This is a genomic window from Lacrimispora sp. YZC11, from assembly GCF_057543815.1.
This window is the reverse complement of sequence record NZ_BAAJYQ010000006.1, coordinates 869,819-891,537: the sequence shown is the minus strand read 5'-3', so window position 1 is coordinate 891,537 and position 21,719 is coordinate 869,819. Positions and strand designations below refer to the sequence as shown.

Genomic DNA, 21,719 nt, shown 5'->3' with positions numbered 1-21,719 from the left:
ATACAGAAAAAGTCTATATTTTGTATGAATATATGAAAAAGGGAGATAAAAAAATGAGAAATTGGATTCGACATTTATTTTGTTAGAGAGGAAACGAGCGAATGAAAAGAAGGGTAATTGATTTGGCTGTTGCATGTGTCTGTCTGGCAATTATAGGCATGGCTGTTCTCTATCCGAACCAGGTCAGGGGGAGGAACTCCATTTTATTGACGGCTGGCATTCTTGGAATTATATTCCTGATTCTGGCAATACGGGACAAGGAGGAGCGGCAGGAAATCGTGGGGCGGACGAGTATGAGCCTGCCGTCAGAATCAGAGCTGATTACGGAGATTGTGCTTCTTAGTGAGGAGGATACCGAGTTGATGACTTGGGACCTATACGGAAAAGCCGCTATGGTCATTGGCCGGGATGTAAGGGAAAACCAGGTAGACATTGATTTGGGTAAAAGCTCTTATGCCAGCATGGTGGACATTGAACATGCGGTGCTGAACTTTTCCTCTGGGAACTGGTACGTAGAGGACTTAGGCAGTGCCAATGGAATCAGTGTGAAAAAGGCGGGGGACGGGAGAGTTTACAAACTCTCATCGGACACACCCTGTCGGTTAGAGCGGAAAGACTGTCTATATGTAGGCTTAAACAGACTCCTTTTTAGATAGGAAAAAACTCTTGATATAAGTCATTTTTCAAGGGAATTATGAACACATTTATAGGCTTTAAAATGTTACATAGGTTTTGATAAATAAATATAACGGAAGAAAAGGAGCTGAAATGATATGAGCGGCAATCTAATCCGGTGCCAGAACGGGCATTTGTTTTCATCTAGGAGATATGGGACGGTGTGTCCCTACTGCAACATAGAAACTGCCACAAAGGAGAAAAAAGAGTCTGGAGGAAAGAATGAGGAGGAACTGGAAGAACTGTTATTCGTCCAGGAAACCTCCCTGGTATGCGGCTGGCTGGTCTGCATCTCCGGCCCCAGGCAGGGGAAGGACTATAAGATAAAATCAGGGAAGAACTTTGTTGGCCGGGCGGATGACATGGACATCCAGGTGCTGGGGGACAATAAGATCTCACGGCGAAATCACGGTGTCATTGTATTTGACCCAAAGAAAAAGGAAACCGTGCTCCTTCCGGGTGACAGCAACGGGTTGGTCTACCATAACGAAGCAGCTGTCTACACGCCAACTGTATTGAATGACTATGACGTGATCGAGATGGGCGACAGCAAGTTCGCTTTCGTCCCATTCTGTGGGAAAAACTTCATGTGGGAAGACAAAGGAGGGGCATAATGACAATTCCCGAAACAAGCTTGCTCCTCCTTGGACTTGGGGGAAGTATGCTTCTGTTCATACGTATCATGATGGCAGTCCGGAATCCCTGGGATATGTCCCTAAAGAAACGTTCGGGCTGTGAGAGCGGGGCCTCTAAAACCATCGGCGACCGGGAGCTGCAGGAGGATGAATATGGCATTACAGAAACAGAGGATGGAATCATGGCAGTTCTGGCGGATGGAATGGGGAAGCAATTTGGAGGAAAAATTGCCGCCCGGACTGTCGTACAGGTATTTCTGGATATGTTCGAGGATAAAAACACCTTCTACAACCCCCAGTATTCGTTCCGCAGGGCATTCCAGGGTGCAAACCGGGAGATCTTAAACCAACTGGAAGAGAATCAAGGCAGCGCTTCGGTAGCAGCGGTGATGGTAAAGGAACGGAAACTCTACTATTCAACGGTGGGTAATTTAAAAGTAGCAGTCTACCGGAACCAGGAGCTGGTACCGGTGACATCGGGACATACCATCAGCATGTTAGCAAAGCAAAAATACAAGGAGGGGAAGTTGACAAGGCAGGAGGCAGTCAGTCTGCTGGACCATCACCGGCTATATAACTATGTGGGTCAGGATGGATTTCGGGACGTGGAGTTTTTTGACACCCCAATTTCTCTTTACGGGGGCGAATATGTGCTTTTGATGACAGATGGTCTGTATGAAACGGTCAGGTGGAAAGATATCGAAGACTGTCTGGAAGTGGAGGGAAGCAGCCAGGAAAAGGCATTTGCAATCATTGAACTGGTAAATAAAAGCCAGAAGGAAGAAAAAGATAATGCGGCGGCAGTCGTGCTGCAGATTCGGTAACAGAGAAAGAAACCAGGAGGAGACCATGGAATGATGAGGAAACAGAACAGCACATTCAAGACGGCATTTATATCGGAAGCCGGTTCCGGGCTTAAAAATAATGATTATTTTGCGTTTGTGGAACTGGAAGAGTATGCCTGTTATGTCATATCGGACGGGTTAAATGACCTTCCGGATGCAGAAAGCGCCAGACTGGCAACACAGAGCATTATCCTGGCTTTCCAGGAACACCCGTCCATGACAAAGCGGGCTATTCTTTCTTATATGGAGGCAGCCAATAAGGCGCTTGCATCGGCAGACAGCCGGGAACGGTTAAAGGCATCTGTTACTGTAATTGTAACGAACTATGTCAAAGCTCGTTATGGCTATGTGGGAAATACCAGACTCCGGCTCTACCGGGATGGCGCGGTGAAAGAATCGACCCAGGACATGTCCCTTGGAACTCAGATATCAAGAGAGAGGAACCTCCCGGAAGACATACTCTCCCGGCATGAAGAACGCAACAATCTACATACCTATTTAGGTCAGGAAAAAGGATTCCGCCCATTTGTATCCAAGAAAATAAAACTAGTAAACGGTGACATTCTTGCGTTGTACACCAGGGGAATCTGGGAAAACCTGGACGGTGGAGAACTGGACGATGTATTTTCAGAGGCTAAAGGTGAGCCTCAGGAGTGTCTGGACAATGTGGAGGATCTGCTGTTGTCCAGACAGCCAAAGATTCTGGAGAATTATACTTTCGTCTCCATTTTTGTGGACAAAATATTCCAGGACCCTAACCAGAAGCACCGGATTAGAAAGATTGTCTTCATCACTGTTGCAGCCCTTGTCATAGTTCTTGTAATCAGCCTGGTGCTATGGCTGCTGTCCTGGCAACGGCAAAAATATACGAATGAGATGGGACGAAGATATTCCAATACCATTGAATACATCCAGGATGGAAATTTCCTGAGGGCCGACGAAGAATGCAGTGAGGCGCTGAAGTTGGCGGAGAGATTGTGGGACAAGAAGCAGATTCAGAAAATTTCTGATTATAAGAAGTTGATCGAGGCAGTGAATGCTGCGGAAGGTTCATTCAAAGATAAGAAGTACGAAGAGGCCCAGGCTGCTTATCTGGCGGCAAAGGAACGCTCCCGGCATTCAGATAGGATTGCAGATGATTACATTGACCGACAGTTAGCAAAGATCACAGATTACCTATCGGTGTTCGACTATATACAGCTGGGGGATACTCTGGCAGCCCAGGAGGATTATGTAAGGGCAGAAGAAAAATACTTACAGGCCAAGAGCCTGGCTACCAGGACGTATTTCGAAGAGGGCCGCAAGGAGGCGATGAAGGCTTTGGATGCCATGTATGCCAACCGGGATAAGGCAGAGGAGGCGGATGCCAAGGAGGCAAAAGAAAAGGCTTCCAGCGAGACCGGAGCCGCCCAACTGGCTTCGGAAGGTGACAAGGCATTTGCCCAAGGGGATTTTGAAGGTGCAAAAGCCTTTTATACCATGGCTTTAGAGAAGTACCAGCAGTTGGGTGATACCACCCATGGAGAGCTGATCCAGAAAAAGATTACTTCCAGCGAAAGCAAATCAGAGGAAAATAAACTAAAGGAGTTGCAGGCGGAAGATTATGTGTCTGTAGGCAGGGAACAGGAACTGTCAGGGAGTAAACTGGAAGCAAAAAAGCAGTATTTGCTTGCCAAAAACATTTACAAAGAACTAAAGATCGATGATAAAGTGGCGGAAGTTGATGGGCTGATAGAAGTTTTGGAAAACGCTATCGCTCAAGAAAAGGAAGAAAAGGAAAGTCGGGAAGCAGAGTTGGCAAAGAGCGAAAGCCAGGAAGCAGAAGCTGTAGGCAGTCAGGCGGAAAACGTACAGACAGGAAACGTAACGGGGGTGACCACTGGACCTGGTTCAAAAGCCGGATCGGGAGTTTAAGTAATCCGGTCCATAACAGAATAGTCAAAAGAAAGGACAGGAGGGTGGCACATGGACGCCTGGAAGGATAATAACTTATCCGCAATTTTGGAATATCCCTTTGATTTTGAGAGGTATATCGAAGAGCGGTTGCGAGAAATTGATGATCTGGATGAACGGTGGTATGCAAAGAAGGTACTGGTGGAAGGGCTTTCAAAGGTAATCCGATGTATGGAAGCCAAGTACTATCAACTGGAACGGAGGGTATATGAGGAACTGGAAATAGCGGACAACCAGTATGAGACAGTAATGACCATTGTAAAGCGCGATCATTATGATCCAACAAACAGAACTTTGTATCCTGTGGATGAGTTAGACTTAGAAGAGGAAAAGCTGGCTGAGGTTCTTTCCGATGAAAAACAGGTCTGGATTGGAACCATTTTCCTGGAGTCGGGCGAAGATGGACGGAAAGAATTTGAGGGGATCAGGTATTTTACTGGTACATTAGATCGAAACGGAGAGAAACAGGAAGCCGATTTCTATATCCAGCCGGTAAAACGCTATCCGGACACGTTGGAAAGATTGTACCAGGTATTCCAGGATAATCATATCCCGTGGGAAACCATCAATACTGCTTATCTGGGTAAATTTTATGATATTTACATCAGCCCGGAAGTATTGGAAAAAGGGATGAAAAACAGTATTCTAGAAAATTCGGATATTGAATTTGGTAAGTTTAAGAAGCTTATCCGTTATGGGCTAATCCCCCTTTGGAACCTGGATTGGGTGAAGTTCGACAGCACTGATTTCATGCTTCCCAGCATTAACGACGTCTATTATGAGCACGAGTTTACCCTGGAAGATAAAGAAAAAGGGGATGGATATCTGATTGAAACTAATGAGGACATCCTTGAAATCCGACATGAGAAAAATAAGATTGTGATTAAATCTCAAAAGGAAACCTTTGAAAATTGGAAAGCACTTCATATGATCCAGAAAGAAACCATACGTTCTTTGGACTATAAATTCCCTTTGGTCACTAATCATAAAAAAGATTCATTTATCCGGAGATTTGCGGAAAACAGCCGTGTCCGGCTTATGACAAAGACGGACTTATTCCGACGGATCATGGAGCTGGACATTCAGGACTACATTGAAGTAGTGGGATATGAAATTTGCGAAAATGCGAGAGGCTATCAAAACACAGAGGGTATGAACTGGTTTGTCCGGGACGAGCTTTTCCCTATGGAAAGCCGGAAAGTGCTGTTGCTGAAATTCAGGGCAAAAGAGCCTGGTCATTACTTAAATGACAGTATGGTCCAATTCGTGATATCGCAGATGCAGTTAGAAATCAACGAATATCGCTGCATAGGAGTGATGGCATGAATTATGCATGGGAAGCCACCCTGGCTGCGGACGAGGCAGGGATGCGGCGTGAGGAGATACGGTATGTACCGGTCAGGAATGGCAGTCCTTATACAGAGGTAACGCTGGAAACAATTAACAGCAGGGGATTGGAAGAGAAAAAGGTGGAAATGAATCCTCTTTACCGGTTTTCCAAGGAGTTTTCAGAAATGTTTAATATCAACCTGGAAGGATTTGAAGCGGCAAGACACCTCTTTTTTGACACCGCCATGCATTATTTGGTACAACTGGATTTACGTCAGGGGCTGTCTAAACAGGAATATGCACTGCGTTTTTTATTAAAGGATCTGTTAGAGGGCGTGTGCGGAAGCCAGGCAGCAAGAGTGGTAGATCAATTTGAGAAAGAAAAGCTCCGACGATTGCTGCGTCTGATTCTGAAGCTGTACCAGTGCGGGGGGTCCATTTATCTGTTTCAGGAAGTCATGCGCTGTATGTACCCGGATTCTCTGGTATATGCCAATAATGAGACGGTGAGGCAGGTATTGGTGTATGTTGGGATGAAAGAGACAGAAAAGGAGCGGGAACGGCTGGGTTTTTTACAAGATATGTTCCTATCAATTAATTATCAGGTGTTCCTGTTCTGGGAGCACCATTTTGGGATTATCGATGTGGATGAGACCATGGAGTTTGATGAGATGGTGTTGTTTTAAATACGGACTGCCATTATACAATTTGGAGGAGATAGCCATGAAATACTTTGAGGTGCAGAATTCACCGGAGTTAAAATATGCTCCCAAACTGAAGGACTGGTATGGGAAATTTGATGTGCGTGATATTTGCCTTGATGGTTTTCCTAAATTGCCTAAGATACAGCAATTTATCATTGAACCATCGGAGAATACAATGTTTACAGATATTATTTTATTTCCTTTTCTACTGGTATCCCCAGTGGTTCAGGAAGTTATAAAAATGTATAGGGAACGCTGTTTTTTCTGTAACGTTATACTTGTTGACCAGTTGAAAAAGGAATCAAGAATGTATTATCTGCCCGTTCTTGATGAGACCCGGAGTATCCAATTGCAAGAAAGGAAGTATAGGAATGGAGTTTATATTACAGAGCCGGAAAAAGCAGAAGGAGAAAAGCTTAAATTGGACAGAAATCTTTTCTGGGTCAGAGGTTCAAAAAAAAGACATATTATCTTATCTATGGATATGGCAGAGAGTCTGATCCGTCGCGGTATAACTGGACTTGGTCTTTGTGAGGTAGAATTATACAGTAAAGATTAGGAGGAGAGCATAAAATGAGAGAAGAGAAATTAATCATTCGTCCGTTTGAAGATATTCAGATATTGGATTATAAGTCTATCCAGAAAGTTAATGAACATGCACTGGCGGAGGTAAGAGGCAGGATTCCCTTTAATCGGAAAGAAGATTATATGAAGATCGGAAGACGACAGACATGGGCACAGGTGGTTGCAGTAACTGCAAAGGAAGAAACCATTCTGTTTTATGGAGTCATTGAGCAGCTCCGGCTTGAGATAAAGGATGGAACCTGTATTGTAGTTATAAACCTTTGTTCCGGCACTCAACTTATGGATTATGAAGAGCATATAAGGAGCTTCCAGAAAGAAGAACTGACCTATAGTAATCTGTTGGATATTTGTACAAGGGAATATGAAGATGCTGCCAAAATTGTGACAGAGGGTCAAGGGAAGGCAATACGTCATTTTATCATACAGTATCGGGAAACTGATTGGGAATTTATAAAACGGTTAGCGTCTATGAATCATACTGTGGTGTTTGCAGATTGCTCGACCAAGGGAACAAAATACCACTTTGGAATACCGGATAGAAAAATAATGGAAGAAATTCTCCCCAGCGAATATCAAACCCAATACGACATGAAGGAATACTGGCATAAGAAAAATCATGGAATTTCTATTCATTCAGAGGATACCATGTCTTATATCTGGGAAAGCAGAGAAATCTATAAATTAGGGGAGAGGAGAACCGTGGATGGAAGGGATCTGTTCATTTGGAAGATGGAGACTTGCCTAAAAGGAAATGAGCTGTATCATACCTACTTTATGAAACCCCGATTAGGCATTCAGGAACCAGTATCCTATAATAGCCATTTAACCGGTGTTTCTCTGTCAGGAAGTGTGATAAAGGTAAAGGATGAAAAGGTGCAGATAAAAATATACTGCGATGAGAATAAAGAGGAGTCTGGAGCCTGCTGGTATTCCTTTTCCACAGTGTATTCCTCAGCGGATGGAACAGGCTGGTACTGTATGCCGGAGATAGGGGATACGGTTAGGCTCTATTTCCCCACTGCCAAGGAACCGGAGGCATATGTAGCCAGTACATATCATGAAAGTGGAGCAGGGCTTAGAAAAAAACCAGAACGTAAGTTCTGGAGAAATAAAGAGGGAAAAGAAATCCAGCTCTCCCCGGAACGCATTTTATTGACAAATAATGACGGCACTTATATTGAACTGTCTGATGAAAATGGAATTGAAATTGTCAGCGAGGGTTCTGTGACAGTTCGGGCAGGAGGAAGCTTAAATATATCCACTTCCAGCTCCTCTATTGAAATGAGCGCTCCAAAGAAAATACGGCTAAAGCAGGGTGATACAGAAATGAATCTGGGCGGAGACATTGAAATGCAGGGAGCCAAAGTTATGCTATAAATTAATTGAAAGTAGGGGAAAAATGGAAATTAAACTTGCAGGTAATCTAAAGATGGAAATGGATATTCCGATGCTGCGTGTGGTAAGTTTTCACTATTGCTGGAAACCTGATTGCCATGCTCTGCTTAAGCTAGAGGGGTATATAGACAGGAGTTTCCGGTGGGATCCGGGACAATCTTATAGCAGCCGTGTAAAAGTCTGGTTGGAGTCTGACGGGAAGATGCAGGCCATTTATCACGGATACATCGTGGAAGCGGAGATAAAGAACATAGGAAATACCAGCCAGCTATTTATAGAGGCAATGTCCGCCTCCTGTCTTCTGGACCGGCAGATATCCAGCCGCTCTTTCCTGGATCCGGCAAAGACTTATGGTGAAGTGGTCAGAGAGGCGGTTCAGGCAGAAGGTGGGCAGGTGATACGTAACCAAGGGAGTGACAAAAAGACCGGAAACCCAGTCATTCGCTATGAAGAAACGGCCTGGCAATTTGTAGAACGCTTGGGGCGGCGCTTGGGAAACTATATTATTCCAGATATAGAAACTGGATATCCAAATTTATGGTTTGGGATGAGAAAGGGGAACGATGTACCCGCGTTGTCGGAAGAGCAGTGTACTGTAGAGATATGTTCTATTGGAAGGAAGGCTGGAATTCGCTTCCAGGCAGAAGGAAGGAATTACTATAAAATCGGAGATCAGATGACCTATCTGGGGCATAAAGTGATAATCGTGGAAGTTAAGGGTAGCTACGAACAGGGGGAATTGGTTTTTACATATACGTTGGAAATTATGGAGGTCTGCCAGGCAGGTTCACAGCATGAGAATCATCCTGCCGGCCTGGGGCTTTGGGGAAGCATAAGAGAGATAAAAGGGGAATCAGTTAAAATAGCGTTGGATATTGATCAGGGAATGGATACTGGAGATTATTTCTTTCCCTGGTATCCGGAAACGGGAAATGCTCTCTATGCCATGCCGGAAGTGGGAGCAAGGGCGCTTTTATATTTCTTTGGTGCGGATGAACAGGAGGGGGCTGTTATACACTGCTTAAACAGAGAACAGGAAGAGGCTCGTTCTTATAAAGACAGGGCTATGGATATTGAAGATGGAAATTCCATAAGTCTGTCAATGGAAACTGTAAGATTCTCCAAGGGAGGAAGCCATAGACTATCCCTTAGTGATCACGCTATTACTATAAGCACATCAAAGGAACTGAAAATAGCAGCAGAAGGAAAGGTACGGTTAAGGGCCAGACAAATCACGATAAGTACCCCAGATGAACTTAACATCTGTCAGGGGTAGAAGAAAGGCAGTGAAAGAATGATGGATTATTTTGATGAAGAATTGTTGGATGCCAAAAGGAAAATGGAGCGGCAGATGCATACCACATTAGAAACCGGGATATATGCAGGAGAGGAGTTAGTTACTTTTACGCAGATCGATTTACCGGATTTTTCGGTCCGTATGCCGCTGCCAGATCAATTTGTGGTTATGCCGGAGGAAGTAAAAAAAGCAAAATACCCTTCTCAGGAAGCACCTGCTCTTATATTAACCAGCTTAAGCAGCACAGTAAATATCAGTTTTAATGAATTGCCTGTGCTGCTGAAAGAAGGAGAGATAAAAACCATGATTGGCCAATTCCAGAATGCCCTGGAAAATATCAATCCATCAATCATAATTAAGAATCAGACAGATACCAAAACAGATCAGGGAAATGAGATGAGCTGGTTTGAGTATAAAGGATACCAGTTGGATGGGCAGAGTTATAACCGTGTTTATCTGCTCCGGCTGAGGAAGACAGTTCTTCATGGAACCTTTAGCTGTAATATAAAAGATAAGGAACACTGGATGGAGATTGTTGAGCGGATATTCATGGCTGTTGAGGAGGATATATAATACGTTTTCCTAGATCATAAAGGAACAATATTATGACGGATGAAAAGACGAAGGCTAAATCAGGAGTTACAGTTAGCAAAGAGGCTGTGTTTATTGGAGATTTCGAGTTCAAATTTCAGGGAAATCTTATTAAACAATATAAGGAATGGAAAGATGCCTGCAATGGTGATGTGACGGAATATGAACAAACTGCCAAGGAGCTGATGGCCAAACATTATGCATTTTATGGTCAGTTTCAGAAAGAAAATAAATATGTAAAAAGAGGCTCTATTCTATGGTGCAGCGGAGGGAGCAAAATGTCGGCATTCGATATTCTGAATGATCATGGGGTGGAAAAGGCTGGATTTCCCATAGGGATATGCACTGATTGTAAAGCAAATCAGAACATAGATACGTTTGGAAGCTGCAAAAAGCCAACTCCAGAAGGGTATCCAGAAAGACCTGCTGTGATTCCGACTGTAAAGTCTCAATTCCCGTTTATTATGCATAAATGTATTCCGATGTTGAATGGAAGTTGGAGTAAGACTAAAAGTTCTAAAATTAAAATATGGGATGAATCGGCGGGAAAGTATGTTGACGCCATAACTACAGGAGATTTCCTAACATGCTTTTATGGGGGAATTATAGAGATTGCAGAGGTTCCAACGGTAAATGGAACTAAGGGGCAGGGAAAGGAATATGTCACCGCCTATCAATTGAGTGCGATGGGGTGGATTGGTGTTACAGACTCCATGGTCAATGACTTAAATCGAGTTTTGTTTAAATATGAGATTAATACTATTGAAAGAATTAGACACTTTTTGGCGCAGGTACAACACGAGTCAGGAAACGGGAAAACACTTATAGAACAATATAATGGCAATAGCCCAGAATCGTATTTTAGCAACAGAGATTTCAGGCCAGAATACGAACATACGCATGCAGGAGATGGTGCTAGGTATAGAGGTGCTGGGTATATGCAGTTAACGTGGAAAATCACATATAGGAGTTTTTCGGAATATGTGGAAGATAATAGGATTGTAGAAGAGGGAACCTTATATGTCGCCAGCAATTATGCATGGGAGTCAGCAGGATGGTACTGGAAATTCTATAAAGGACTAAATGAAAAAGTGGATTCAGGCTATACCGTTAACCAAGTAACCAAAGTAATTAATGGTGGAAAAGGTGGACTTGATGAAAGAATAGCGAACTATAATAAAGCGGTAGAAATTATTAAATAAAATGATACCTGCATTATAGCGCTAGCCTATATGGCCATGATATATCCTTTTTGAGGAGTGGAATAATGAAAAGAGTAGGCTTGTTATGCTTCTTTATATTACTTTTGATTTTATTGTGTAATTGTACGAAAAGGGAAAACCGCAGTAATTTCGATGAATCTGTGTCTAAAAGTATTGCTGTAAGAAGATGTGAATATGTTTATAAAAACGAGGAAGACAAGACAAGTGTGAAAATATACTATCCGCAGATAGATGGACTGAAAAATATTGACATACAAACTAAGGTTAATACGCTTTTAAAAGATGGAGCGTTAAATGATTATACGAATTATTGGAATATGGAAGGTTTAATGCTTGAGATTGACTATGATTTAGCTTATATGAATGGATATTATATAAGTGTAAAATTTAATGGAATAGGCGAATCAGGCTCATATCCCACAAGCTTAGGCTATGCAACAAATATAAATTTATCTACTGGAGATAAAATTAGTTTAGAGGAACTTTTAGATGTTGATGGTCTGCTAAGTGTTCTAAGTGTAGGAAAGGTTTATTTAGAAGCAAAAAATGATTATATATTAGAGGAATATACATTTGAGGAGCTGGCTGAAAGATATAAGCATCTGGGGATGTCTGAATTAGAGTTGCCTAGATATAGTACCTTCTATTTTACCGCAAATAGATTAGGTATATATATTTACTTTCCACATGTTTTAGGTGACTACCGATCATTCGAAATAGATTTCAATGAAATAAATAGCGATATAAGGAATGAGAATTTTTTTTGGAAGTCAGTCAGTGGACTGGAAACGACTAATTAGAGCGAAATGGATTACACTGTACCGCCGTTTAATTTAATACAATTTTCATGGACAGTACAGAAGCTGAACGTCAGAACAATATCATAGTTTTCCCAGATCATAAAGGAGCAATATTATGACGGATGAAAAGACAGAGGTTAAATCAGAAGTTACAGTTAACAAAGAGGCTGTGTTTATTGGAGATTTCGAATTCAAATTTCAGGGAAATCTTATTAAACAATATATGGAATGGAAAGATGCCTGCAATGGTGATGTGACGGAATATGAACAGACTGTCAAGGAGCTGATGGCCAAACATCATTCATTTTATGGTCAGTTTCAGAAAGAGAATAAATATGTAAAGAGCGGGTCCGTTTTATGGTGTAGCGGAGGAAGTAAGTTGACAGTATTTGATATTTTACATGATCATGGGGTGGTGCAAAAGGATGGAACCCCGATAGGGATTTGTACAGACTGTAAAGCAAATGAGAATATATATACATTTGAAGGCTGTAAGATACCAGCGCCGGCCGGGTACCCGGAAAGGCCGGTTGTGACGGTAAAGTCTCAGCCTCAGCCTCAGGCTACCTTGCATAAATGTATCCCTATGTTGAATGGAAGCTGGAGTAAGACTAAAAGTTCTAAAATCAAAATATGGGATGAATCAACGGGGAAGTATGCTGACGCCATAACTACAGGAGATATATTTTTATATCAGGAAAATACGAATATCAAGGTCATTCGTTTTGACAGTCCATAGTATACCGGAGGGTGAAAAAATTATGTTATCCTTTAAAAAAATATTTATCTATATTGTTATTCTAGCTTTCATAATTTCGGGTATATCAAACGTTTATTTTTATATTAATAATAATGCTCGAAAAGCAGCCGAAATAACATCCCACGAACCCGATTCAGAGGCTTTAAAAGCTGAGGTAAAATTAGTGATTGATAATAGCCTCATGAATTCTTGTTATAAATTGTTTTATGGTGAATGGGAAATAATCGAGAATCTTAATTATACAAGTAGGCTTTTTTTCTCCTCTCAAGGTGAATTGAAAGAAGTAGATGCTCCTGATGTTATAGGTAAGCGAATTTATTACAGTCAAAGTGAAATATTATACGATGGAACAATTGTTGGAACCTCTCCTGCTTATTGTATTTATATAATCCCTGTTATTGAAGATGGACAGCAACAATATTTCTTAGGTGATCATTCAATCAGCGTAATGGATTTAAGAATTAGAGGAAATTATTTTAATTATGTGGATGTTGATTGTTCAGAGAATACAAATGAATTATTTCCTATTAATTCTACAAGTTTTTATATAGTAGATAATAATACAATGGTACTTGAATATGATGGTTTTGAATTTTTAATGAAAAGAGTAGCATTCATTGAAAATGCAGATATGTATGAAAAAGAGCATAATTAATTAATAATTTTGATTTTAAGCTAACGTAAGAGTAGTTTAATACACTTGTTAATTTAATATTTGATGCGATAAAAAGTATTTATTAAGTGGTTTACAAATAAATATTATTTGATAGGAGGAGCCATGTCAAAAGGTGTAAAAATAACTATTTTGGGTGCCTTAATTATTATAACTTCTTTATATAGTATCGAAGAAAGGCTTATTAACAGATAAATCAGAGTATACAGGTATTGTAGAATCTTATTTTGAAAATAAATTATCAGAGGAAGAGGGCGAGGTTCAATAAGTTGATTCAAAAAACAAATTATCATTGGAAATGGAAAGTATTTAAGTCTATTCAGAAGTTGAAGCCTATTCTGAAACTGAAAAGACTGAGAACCAGAGTATATTGATATACTCCTGAATACTTTCGTTTAGAAGAACAAAAAAATTTTCACTAACGTATGAGGCATCGGATTTTCATTTTTATGATTTTAATAACAACTAACTTTGAATATCCAGATTTATATGAGTTTGTAGAAAAAGAGAGAATCAAAGTTGACAAAATGGAAGATTATGAAAATATGGATGATATACCACTTGTTTATTTTTTAGTTACATTTAAGGAGAATTATTTTATTACTGTTGGAACTCAGATTGTACTGTTAAATGAGAATGTTATGTTAGTTGGAGTTTGGGAGATATTATTTTGGCACATAGGGTGTGAAAACATAGGGTGTGAAAACATAGTTATACTGCCTTTATTGGTTCAACGATTTTAACTACAGCACCCACCACAGTACCTTTTTGAAGGTCTGAAAAAGTCTGCACTGCGGGCTTTGGGGAATGAGATTTTTTGGGGAAGTCAGTCAGTGGACTGGAAACGACTAATTAGAGCGAAATGGATTACACTGTACCGCCGTTTAATTTAATACAATTTTCATGGACAGTACAGAAGCTGAACGTCAGAACAATATCATAGTTTTCCCAGATCATAAAGGAGCAATATTATGACGGATGAAAAGACAAAGGTTAAATCAGGAGTTACAGTTAGCAAAGAGGCTGTGTTTATTGGAGATTTTGTGTTCAAATTTCAGGGAAATCTTATTAAACAATATAAGGAATGGAAGGATGCCTGCAATGGTGATGTGTCGGAATATGAACAAACTGTCAAGGAGCTGATGGCCAAACATTACGCATTTTATGGTCAGTTTCAGAAAGAGAATAAATATGTAAAGAGCGGGTCCGTTTTATGGTGTAGCGGAGGAAGTAAATTGACAGCATTTGATATTTTGCATGATCATGGGGTGGTGCAAAAGGATGGAACCCCGATAGGGATTTGTACAGACTGTAAAGCAAATGAGAATATATATACGTTTGAAGGCTGTAAGATACCAGCACCGGCCGGATACCCGGAAAGGCCGGTTGTGACAGTAAAGTCTCAGCCTCAGGCTACCTTGCATAAATGCATCCCTATGTTGAATGGAAGCTGGAGTAAGAGCAAGAGTTCTAAAATTAAAATTTGGGATGAATCAACGGGAAAGTATGCTGACGCCGTTACTACAGGAGATTTCCTAACTTGTTTTTATGGGGGGATTATAAATATCGTAGAGGTTCCTACGGTGAATGGAACTAAGAGGTTGGGGAATGAGTATCTAACGCTTGAACAAATGAAGAGTTTGGGATGGAATAAAATTCATTGTGGTTATAAAGTGGTTGGTACAGGAAAAGATAGTCCTATGAATGATATGTCATCAGAAATTGAGAGAAAACATAGAGAGATTAATCAAGGAGATATTGATAAAATCAATTCATTATTAGAGAAATATCAAATTGATAGCAAAGAAAGAATATGTGCTTTTTTTGCCGAATGCGCTGCTGAAACCAGCAATGGATATAGATTTCTTGAAGGACCAGGCTTAAATAAATATCCATTTACGGATACTGCAACCAGAACAAATATTAATAAATGGTTTGACACGTATAGAGAATATGGATCAAAATATCGCGGAGGTGGAGCGATACAGCTAACATGGGACTATCATTATACTGAATTTATAAATTGGATGAAAAAAGAGTTCGATATAACTGACTTAGATATTGTAAATAAAGGTGCTGAATATATTGCTATAAACTACCCATGGGAAGCGGCAGTGTTCTATTGGAGTAAAAGTAATCTCAATAGCAAAGCTGATACAGGAGATATTCATAAAGTTACTGCTGTGGTGAACCCCAAAATGACTAATGCAGAGTACAAATTAAGAGAAGACGCTTATAATTTGTGGATGCAAAAGTATGTATTTCCATTTTAAATAAGGAGGTAATTAGTGAAAAATAGAAAATTTATAGTATATTCTGTAATTTTAATTGTGTTTTTCTTATTAGTATATTACCAAGTTGATAAGAATAATGACAGTTACTCAATCAACATAATTTCATACACTAATAACGAATCCTATGTGGAGTACCCTCAAGTTAATGATCTAAAGGATATAAAGAAGCAAGATGATATAAACAATCTTTTAGAAGACCAGGTTTTTCATGGTGCAAAGGATTATATGAATAAATCATTTGTTGATTTTTCAATACCAGGTTGTGAATACCATTATACATGTGGTGCAGGTTTTTCAAATAGATATATTTCTAGTTTTTGGTATAGCTTTAATGCTTATGATAAGAATGGATCAGGAGTATTTGGTTTCATGGGCTATATAGACAGATTTTTTTGCATTACCATTGATATGAATACTGGCAAAAAGATTGAGTTGTCCGATTTTATGGTTGTTGATGAAAGGTTAATTAATAGTTATGACGGAACTATGATAGAAACAAATTATAATAGTGCTGCAAACCCTATATTTCATAATTTTAAAGATGCGTTTATGGTATATACTTCTGAACAAGAAAAAGATGAATATCATTTATTTACACCTCAAGAGATTATTGATAGATTAATAGACACACAAGGAGAGACAAATTGGTATATTGATGAAAATAAAAATATTGTCTTTTGTTCTGGAAAGAATTTTGTAGAAATTCCATATAACGAAATTGCAGATGTAATTTATCCTAAATATCTTGATATGTTAAAAAAATAGAAGTTACCTTATGCAACTTTTTAGCTTATAGAGCTATTTTTATAACCCCCAAAGTTCTTAAAACTTGGATTGATCTGCTGAAAAGCACCTTACACAGAGCCGGTTTAGATTTTATAGCACTCTATGATCCAGCAGAAGTTAGAAGGGTTATGGTATGCACGATAATCCGACAAGAAGGTTAGCAGAAGCGGAAGTATTTATTAATGGATATTAAAAGAATAATAAGAAAATGAATAAAAAAGTACTCTTTCTATTTGTTGTGCTTTTAATTATAAGTACATCTTGCAATCAACAGCCATCTTATCCAGGAACAGAGAATAGTATTACTGAATTTCCAAATATTGTAGAAGGAGTTCCTTCATCTGGCAGTGAAACTAAGGATAATTACCAAGAATCAAATGGAAATTTAGATATAGAAAAATTGAAGATATATGGCACTTGGAGTCTGGATAAAACTGTTTTAACCTCAAAGGATTATATTGGTGAGAAATATTGGGGAGATGAGCACATTTTTAATGAGAAGCAGTATGTTGGATATGAAGTCGAGTATACTCCTGAATACTTTCGTCTAGGAGAACAAAAATTTTTTTCACTAACGTATAAGGTATCGGATTTTACATTTTATGATTTTAATAACAACGGTGACTTTGAATATCCAGATTTATATGAGTTTGTTGAAAAAGAGAGAATCATAGTTGGTAAAATAGAAGATTATGAAAATATGGATGATATACCACTTGCTTATTTTAGTTACATTTAAGGAGAATTATTTTACTCCTGTTGTAACTCAGATTGAACTGTTAAATGAGAATGTTATTTTAGTTGGAGTTTGGGGAGATATTATTTTGGCACATAGGGTGTGAAAACATAATTACTAGCTTTAACTATGAATTTGCATAGAGTTGATTCAAGAGTCGGATTTGAGACTTTGCTACTGCCTTTATTGGTTCAACGATTTTAACTACAACACCCACCACAGCACCTTTTTGAAGGTCTGAAAAAGCCCGCACTGCGGGCTTTTGGGGAATGAGAATTTTTTTTGGAAGTCAGTCAGTGGGACTGGAAACGACTAATTAGAGCGAAATGGATTACACTGTACCGTCGTTTAATTTAATACAATTCTCATGGACAGTACAGAACTGAACGTTAAAACAATATCATAGTTTTCCCAGATCATAAAGGAGCAATATTATGACGGATGAAAAGACAGAGGTTAAATCAGGAGTTACAGTTAACAAAGAGGCTGTGTTTATTGGAGATTTCGAATTCAAATTTCAGGGAAATCTTATTAAACAATATATGGAATGGAAAGATGCCTGCAACGGTGATGTGACGGAATATGAACAAACTGCCAAGGAGCTGATGGCCAAACATTATGCATTTTATGGTCAGTTTCAGAAAGAGAATAAATATGTAAAGAGCGGGTCCGTTTTATGGTGTAGCGGAGGAAGTAAGTTGACAGCATTTGATATTTTACATGATCATGGGGTGGTGCAAAAGGATGGAACCCCGATAGGGATTTGTACAGACTGTAAAGCAAATGAGAATATATATACGTTTGAAGGCTGTAAGATACCAGCGTCGGCCGGATACCCGGAAAGGCCGGTTGTGACAGTAAAGTCTCAGCCTCAGGCTATCTTGTATAAATGCATCCCTATGTTGAATGGAAGCTGGAGTAAGAGCAAGAGTTCTAAAATTAAAATTTGGGATGAATCAACGGGGAAGTATGTTGATGCCATTACTACAGGAGATTTCCTAACTTGTTTTTATGGGGGAATTATAGAGATTATAGAAGTTCCAAAGGTAAATAGAGCTAAGGGGTCGGGGAACATGACCTTCTCGGGTGCAAGTTGGTTGGAAAAGGCAGAGAGAAAAGTTCCTTATATTTATAGCACAAAAGACCCCTCATATGCACAATGGACAGGTGGATTCAACTCGAATGCAGATTTAACTTTTGGCATTGGACATTGTATAAAGTCAGCCAGTGAATTTAGTCAAATAAGTAATTTTGTTGCAACTCACTCACAAGCTGACATAGAGACAGAAATACAGAGATATCTTCAAAATGACTTAAGTGGATCTGTTACTCAAGTAAATAATTTTTTGAAGAATAATGGTATTACACTACAACAACATCAGTTTGACGCTGTCGTGAGCTTGGTGTTTAATTATCCAGCTTCTTTATCAAGTTCAACCGATCTTGGGAAAGAATTAATAGCAAATGGAAATAGTGGTAATTTTAATCAACAAAATATCATTGACGGATTTACCTATACAAAATTTCAAGGAAGTAGAATAGATGGACTAGTTACAAGAAGAAATAACGAACTCAATTTGTTTTTCAAGGCTGATTACAACAATTATTATGACTCGAAGTCAAATGTAATTGCAGCAGGAATTGACCATATTAAGTATTAACAGTTCAAATCATTGGAAGGATGTTCTTTTTCATGAAAAAATCAGCTATATTTATATATCTCGCTGTATTAATTTTAGCAGTAGTAATATTTACCTGGAATAAAGTAGGTAATAGCAACAGCGAAGATTATAAGCAGAACGAACAGGTTTCTGCAATAATAAATGAATTTAGTAAAGAATATGGTCATGAGTTTATACTAGCCACGAAGGAAATAGAACGCTCATTATACGGAAAGTGGCAGGTTGGAAACACAATAGGGTACAGTTTAAGATACGATATTACTGGTGGCTCCTTGGACTATGCAGTAATAGAAATATCAAAAGATCAACTGCGTATCCAATACAGCGATAAAACTTTCAGTGACCCTTTTACACGTCAACATGATAATCCTATATTTGCTTATTATCAAGAAACCTTAAATCAGATGAAACAAGATGATTTTCTTGATGATTATTCCGGGATAGAAGGTTTAGATCCTGATACTGTAGGTACGGTTGTTATTGCAATGGGGCTATCATCAGATTCTCCGGATAATTACAGCTATATTACAACGGGGTTCATTATTATCAATGATTATATCATAGCCGTCCGTCAATCATCGTTTTACCAGTTACAAAAGATTGAACAGTAAAATAAGCTAACCCATTTGATAGAGCCATAAATAGTGCCGCTTTTAACAGCAAGTAAATCCCTAAATAATCGGACTTGTTAACTTTATAATTTTGACTACAGCACCCAATTTTTACAGCACCTTTTTGAAAGGTCTGAAAACGCCCGCACTGAGTGTGTTTGTGGGACGGGCGGCGCGCTCTACAGCGCTGTCCTTTAACCTGCTATTTTTTCTCACCATGTTTATTGGGTGAAAATTGAAGCAAAGTGAGAGGTTAAAAACCAGATTTTATAACTGAAATAAGCCTTCAAAGTTATCGGAGTAGATTTCTCGAAACAAAGCATCGCTCCAAATTTTAAAAATATAGGGTTGATGGCTCAATGACACCACTCACCCTGTTTGAACGCCACACGGGGGCAAACACGGCGTCACAAAGGGAAGAAGCAACACTGTCAATCTGAGTAGCAGGATACTCCACCTGAGGGGCCGGGGGATCTAGTCAGCAAGTCTCAACTGGAAGATTTTCTCAAACAAACAGGACATTTTCAAGCAAATGCAGTCACTAATGATATGGTAAAAGACTTAAATAGAGTTTTGCAAAAATATCAAATAGACACTCCTGAGAAGATATCTATTAAACCAAAAAGTCAGTATTAGTTATCCTCAAATAAGCAATCTTAAAAATATAGATGTTGAGCAATTAATAAATAATTCTATTGAATCTTTAGCATTAGAAATACTAGAACAGTTCACTACTCTTGATGAAATGGAGGTAAAAGTGACCTATTCAATAACACATTCTACGTCTGGTATATTGAGTTTATATTTTGTTGCAGAGTCTTTTCATCCTGCACAAGCATATCCGTTGATTCGTATCTCGGCTGCAACTTTTTCTATTGAATCAGGTGATATCATTAAGCTCACTAAAATTATAGATATTAATGATGATTTTATCAATTCGTTTTTTAATAACTTTCATCTTTACAGTAAATATAATTCAGTTGAAGAAGAAAACGTTGTAAACGAATATGTGTCGGGTATTCTTTCACGAGAAAGCTTCTTAATTTCTGATGAAGGATTAAATTCAGAAATTCATGGCTTTCTCACAGATGACTCATTAATTATTAGTATTGCAGTTCTACACTCAATAGGTTCTTATGTGCTCTACGAGGCTAAATATTCAAAAATTAAAGATTTTTTGAACATGGATATGAATTGATATGTATAAGTGGAATCAACAACAGCGTCGGTTATAGCGCTGAAATTGAATAGCCAAAAAACCCTTGACTCATCGCAGTTATCATCTATTGAATTTGATTCACAGCACCCAACACAGCACCGTTTTTGATTTTACAGCACCGTTTTTGAAGGTCTTAAAAAGCCGGCACTGCGGGCTTTTGGTGAATGGGTGGCGCGCTTTACAGCGCCGCCCTTTAACCTACTTGTTTTTTAAGGGTTATTTCACTTAAAATTCAGAAGACAAAAGTGCAGTTTCCAAACTTGGTTTGGCGTAAAAAACCTATTGTAGCAAACTTGGGCGACAAACGCCCCATATTTTAAAATCAAGTGGCTGTTGGGGCAACGATACCACTTGCTTGATTTGAACGTCACACAAGGGCAGGATAGAAGGCAAAGTTTTAAATGCTGATTCTGTTGACTTAACAGTCACTTGTCACTCAGGTAGATACCTTTCTTTTGTTAATTCATTTATGTATAAAAGTAAAAATATGGATTTTATCAATGACTATATAACAATTGATTTGTTAACAGGTCAGCGTGTTTTTCTTAGTGACTTAGTTGAAATTAACGAGGAATTTATAAAATATCTTCAAGAGAATACTGATAAAGTGAAAGAACCTCCTCATCCCTTGTGGCAGGGTGTTCCTGACTTAAATGAATATTCTCATATTGAACTATTGGAGGAGCTAAACAAGTGTTCATACACACAGGAACAAGTGATTCAAAATGGATATTTCTCAATTAGTAATTCAATTGGCTCACTTCTCTTTAGGAATTCATTTTTCCTGCGTAAAGGTATGCTTGTAATTATTTTAGAACAGGGGGGAGAGTCATTCATAACATTTGATGTAGATGATTTAGAACCTTTTTTGAAAGTAAATAAGTGGTAAAATATTGAAGTCTCATGGAACCTTTAGCTGTAAATTA

The 21,719-nt window shown here is 39.0% G+C and carries 22 protein-coding genes; all 22 read left to right on the top strand.

Annotation, left to right across the window (positions count from 1 at the left end; all coding sequences use genetic code 11):
* The first annotated feature begins 101 nt into the window (after window positions 1-101).
* The 22 genes from AC27IJ_RS10395 to AC27IJ_RS10290 all read left to right on the top strand — a co-directional run bounded on the left by AC27IJ_RS10395 (window position 102) and on the right by AC27IJ_RS10290 (window position 21,682).
* A complete protein-coding gene (locus tag AC27IJ_RS10395) occupies window positions 102-656 on the top strand; it encodes an FHA domain-containing protein (protein WP_312442897.1) in 555 nt (184 codons plus the stop codon).
* A 117-nt stretch (window positions 657-773) separates the two neighbouring features.
* Window positions 774-1,289, top strand: coding sequence for an FHA domain-containing protein (locus AC27IJ_RS10390; RefSeq protein WP_312442898.1), 516 nt, complete (start codon window positions 774-776; stop codon window positions 1,287-1,289).
* On the top strand, window positions 1,289-2,134 hold the full coding sequence (locus AC27IJ_RS10385) for a PP2C family protein-serine/threonine phosphatase (protein ID WP_487148735.1): 846 nt from the start codon (window positions 1,289-1,291) through the stop codon (window positions 2,132-2,134). The genes AC27IJ_RS10390 and AC27IJ_RS10385 overlap by 1 nt, the downstream gene beginning before the upstream one ends.
* 30 nt (window positions 2,135-2,164) lie before the next feature.
* Window positions 2,165-4,069 (top strand): PP2C family protein-serine/threonine phosphatase, encoded by a 1,905-nt coding sequence (locus tag AC27IJ_RS10380; protein WP_487148733.1) that lies wholly within the window; start codon window positions 2,165-2,167, stop codon window positions 4,067-4,069.
* A gap of 51 nt (window positions 4,070-4,120) precedes the next feature.
* Complete coding sequence (locus AC27IJ_RS10375; RefSeq protein WP_312500784.1) at window positions 4,121-5,434, top strand: hypothetical protein; 1,314 nt, start codon at window positions 4,121-4,123, stop codon at window positions 5,432-5,434.
* Complete coding sequence (locus tag AC27IJ_RS10370; RefSeq protein ID WP_312442903.1) at window positions 5,431-6,123, top strand: hypothetical protein; 693 nt, start codon at window positions 5,431-5,433, stop codon at window positions 6,121-6,123. The genes AC27IJ_RS10375 and AC27IJ_RS10370 overlap by 4 nt, the downstream gene beginning before the upstream one ends.
* 37 nt (window positions 6,124-6,160) lie before the next feature.
* Entirely contained in the window at window positions 6,161-6,700 is a 540-nt protein-coding gene (locus AC27IJ_RS10365) for a hypothetical protein (RefSeq protein WP_312442904.1), read from the top strand.
* Window positions 6,701-6,714: 14 nt separating this feature from the next.
* On the top strand, window positions 6,715-8,103 hold the full coding sequence (locus AC27IJ_RS10360) for a hypothetical protein (RefSeq protein ID WP_487148730.1): 1,389 nt from the start codon (window positions 6,715-6,717) through the stop codon (window positions 8,101-8,103).
* A gap of 22 nt (window positions 8,104-8,125) precedes the next feature.
* Window positions 8,126-9,397, top strand: a complete 1,272-nt coding sequence (locus AC27IJ_RS10355; protein ID WP_487148728.1) for a hypothetical protein — start codon at window positions 8,126-8,128, stop codon at window positions 9,395-9,397.
* A gap of 18 nt (window positions 9,398-9,415) precedes the next feature.
* Entirely contained in the window at window positions 9,416-9,991 is a 576-nt protein-coding gene (locus AC27IJ_RS10350; protein WP_312500787.1) for a hypothetical protein, read from the top strand.
* 32 nt (window positions 9,992-10,023) lie between these two features.
* On the top strand, window positions 10,024-11,211 hold the full coding sequence (locus AC27IJ_RS10345; RefSeq protein WP_487148726.1) for a PAAR-like protein: 1,188 nt from the start codon (window positions 10,024-10,026) through the stop codon (window positions 11,209-11,211).
* A 65-nt stretch (window positions 11,212-11,276) separates the two neighbouring features.
* The gene (locus tag AC27IJ_RS10340) at window positions 11,277-12,032 is read left to right on the top strand and encodes a polysaccharide deacetylase family protein (protein ID WP_487148724.1); all 756 of its coding nucleotides are present in this window, start codon (window positions 11,277-11,279) and stop codon (window positions 12,030-12,032) included.
* 115 nt (window positions 12,033-12,147) lie between these two features.
* Window positions 12,148-12,771 (top strand): hypothetical protein, encoded by a 624-nt coding sequence (locus AC27IJ_RS10335; RefSeq protein WP_487148722.1) that lies wholly within the window; start codon window positions 12,148-12,150, stop codon window positions 12,769-12,771.
* A 22-nt stretch (window positions 12,772-12,793) separates the two neighbouring features.
* Complete coding sequence (locus tag AC27IJ_RS10330; protein WP_487148720.1) at window positions 12,794-13,447, top strand: hypothetical protein; 654 nt, start codon at window positions 12,794-12,796, stop codon at window positions 13,445-13,447.
* A gap of 467 nt (window positions 13,448-13,914) precedes the next feature.
* Window positions 13,915-14,208 (top strand): hypothetical protein, encoded by a 294-nt coding sequence (locus tag AC27IJ_RS10325; protein WP_487148718.1) that lies wholly within the window; start codon window positions 13,915-13,917, stop codon window positions 14,206-14,208.
* A gap of 228 nt (window positions 14,209-14,436) precedes the next feature.
* Complete coding sequence (locus AC27IJ_RS10320; RefSeq protein WP_487148716.1) at window positions 14,437-15,738, top strand: PAAR-like protein; 1,302 nt, start codon at window positions 14,437-14,439, stop codon at window positions 15,736-15,738.
* A 15-nt stretch (window positions 15,739-15,753) separates the two neighbouring features.
* Complete coding sequence (locus tag AC27IJ_RS10315) at window positions 15,754-16,524, top strand: hypothetical protein (protein WP_487148714.1); 771 nt, start codon at window positions 15,754-15,756, stop codon at window positions 16,522-16,524.
* Window positions 16,525-16,753: 229 nt separating this feature from the next.
* Window positions 16,754-17,284: a hypothetical protein gene (locus AC27IJ_RS10310; RefSeq protein WP_487148712.1), complete on the top strand. Its 531-nt coding sequence runs from the start codon at window positions 16,754-16,756 to the stop codon at window positions 17,282-17,284.
* Window positions 17,285-17,715: 431 nt separating this feature from the next.
* Window positions 17,716-18,942, top strand: coding sequence for a glycoside hydrolase family protein (locus AC27IJ_RS10305; RefSeq protein WP_487148710.1), 1,227 nt, complete (start codon window positions 17,716-17,718; stop codon window positions 18,940-18,942).
* Window positions 18,943-18,974: 32 nt separating this feature from the next.
* Entirely contained in the window at window positions 18,975-19,574 is a 600-nt protein-coding gene (locus AC27IJ_RS10300; protein ID WP_312500799.1) for a hypothetical protein, read from the top strand.
* Window positions 19,575-20,331: 757 nt separating this feature from the next.
* Complete coding sequence (locus AC27IJ_RS10295) at window positions 20,332-20,772, top strand: hypothetical protein (protein ID WP_487148708.1); 441 nt, start codon at window positions 20,332-20,334, stop codon at window positions 20,770-20,772.
* A gap of 508 nt (window positions 20,773-21,280) precedes the next feature.
* A complete protein-coding gene (locus AC27IJ_RS10290; protein ID WP_487148706.1) occupies window positions 21,281-21,682 on the top strand; it encodes a hypothetical protein in 402 nt (133 codons plus the stop codon).
* The last annotated feature ends 37 nt before the right edge of the window (window positions 21,683-21,719 follow it).

Excerpts from the sequence above, each read along its gene's own strand:
- AC27IJ_RS10345 (WP_487148726.1), top strand. The coding sequence starts at position 10,024 with ATGACGGATGAAAAGACGAAGGCTAAATCAGGAGTTACAGTTAGCAAA.
- AC27IJ_RS10365 (WP_312442904.1), top strand. The coding sequence starts at position 6,161 with ATGAAATACTTTGAGGTGCAGAATTCACCGGAGTTAAAATATGCTCCC.
- AC27IJ_RS10350 (WP_312500787.1), top strand. The coding sequence starts at position 9,416 with ATGATGGATTATTTTGATGAAGAATTGTTGGATGCCAAAAGGAAAATG.
- AC27IJ_RS10355 (WP_487148728.1), top strand. The coding sequence starts at position 8,126 with ATGGAAATTAAACTTGCAGGTAATCTAAAGATGGAAATGGATATTCCG.
- AC27IJ_RS10380 (WP_487148733.1), top strand. The coding sequence starts at position 2,165 with ATGATGAGGAAACAGAACAGCACATTCAAGACGGCATTTATATCGGAA.
- AC27IJ_RS10335 (WP_487148722.1), top strand. The coding sequence starts at position 12,148 with ATGACGGATGAAAAGACAGAGGTTAAATCAGAAGTTACAGTTAACAAA.
- AC27IJ_RS10320 (WP_487148716.1), top strand. The coding sequence starts at position 14,437 with ATGACGGATGAAAAGACAAAGGTTAAATCAGGAGTTACAGTTAGCAAA.
- AC27IJ_RS10340 (WP_487148724.1), top strand. The coding sequence starts at position 11,277 with ATGAAAAGAGTAGGCTTGTTATGCTTCTTTATATTACTTTTGATTTTA.
- AC27IJ_RS10375 (WP_312500784.1), top strand. The coding sequence starts at position 4,121 with ATGGACGCCTGGAAGGATAATAACTTATCCGCAATTTTGGAATATCCC.
- AC27IJ_RS10385 (WP_487148735.1), top strand. The coding sequence starts at position 1,289 with ATGACAATTCCCGAAACAAGCTTGCTCCTCCTTGGACTTGGGGGAAGT.
- AC27IJ_RS10360 (WP_487148730.1), top strand. The coding sequence starts at position 6,715 with ATGAGAGAAGAGAAATTAATCATTCGTCCGTTTGAAGATATTCAGATA.
- AC27IJ_RS10300 (WP_312500799.1), top strand. The coding sequence starts at position 18,975 with ATGAAAAAATCAGCTATATTTATATATCTCGCTGTATTAATTTTAGCA.
- AC27IJ_RS10310 (WP_487148712.1), top strand. The coding sequence starts at position 16,754 with ATGAATAAAAAAGTACTCTTTCTATTTGTTGTGCTTTTAATTATAAGT.
- AC27IJ_RS10305 (WP_487148710.1), top strand. The coding sequence starts at position 17,716 with ATGACGGATGAAAAGACAGAGGTTAAATCAGGAGTTACAGTTAACAAA.
- AC27IJ_RS10290 (WP_487148706.1), top strand. The coding sequence starts at position 21,281 with ATGGATTTTATCAATGACTATATAACAATTGATTTGTTAACAGGTCAG.
- AC27IJ_RS10390 (WP_312442898.1), top strand. The coding sequence starts at position 774 with ATGAGCGGCAATCTAATCCGGTGCCAGAACGGGCATTTGTTTTCATCT.
- AC27IJ_RS10370 (WP_312442903.1), top strand. The coding sequence starts at position 5,431 with ATGAATTATGCATGGGAAGCCACCCTGGCTGCGGACGAGGCAGGGATG.
- AC27IJ_RS10395 (WP_312442897.1), top strand. The coding sequence starts at position 102 with ATGAAAAGAAGGGTAATTGATTTGGCTGTTGCATGTGTCTGTCTGGCA.
- AC27IJ_RS10325 (WP_487148718.1), top strand. The coding sequence starts at position 13,915 with ATGATTTTAATAACAACTAACTTTGAATATCCAGATTTATATGAGTTT.
- AC27IJ_RS10330 (WP_487148720.1), top strand. The coding sequence starts at position 12,794 with ATGTTATCCTTTAAAAAAATATTTATCTATATTGTTATTCTAGCTTTC.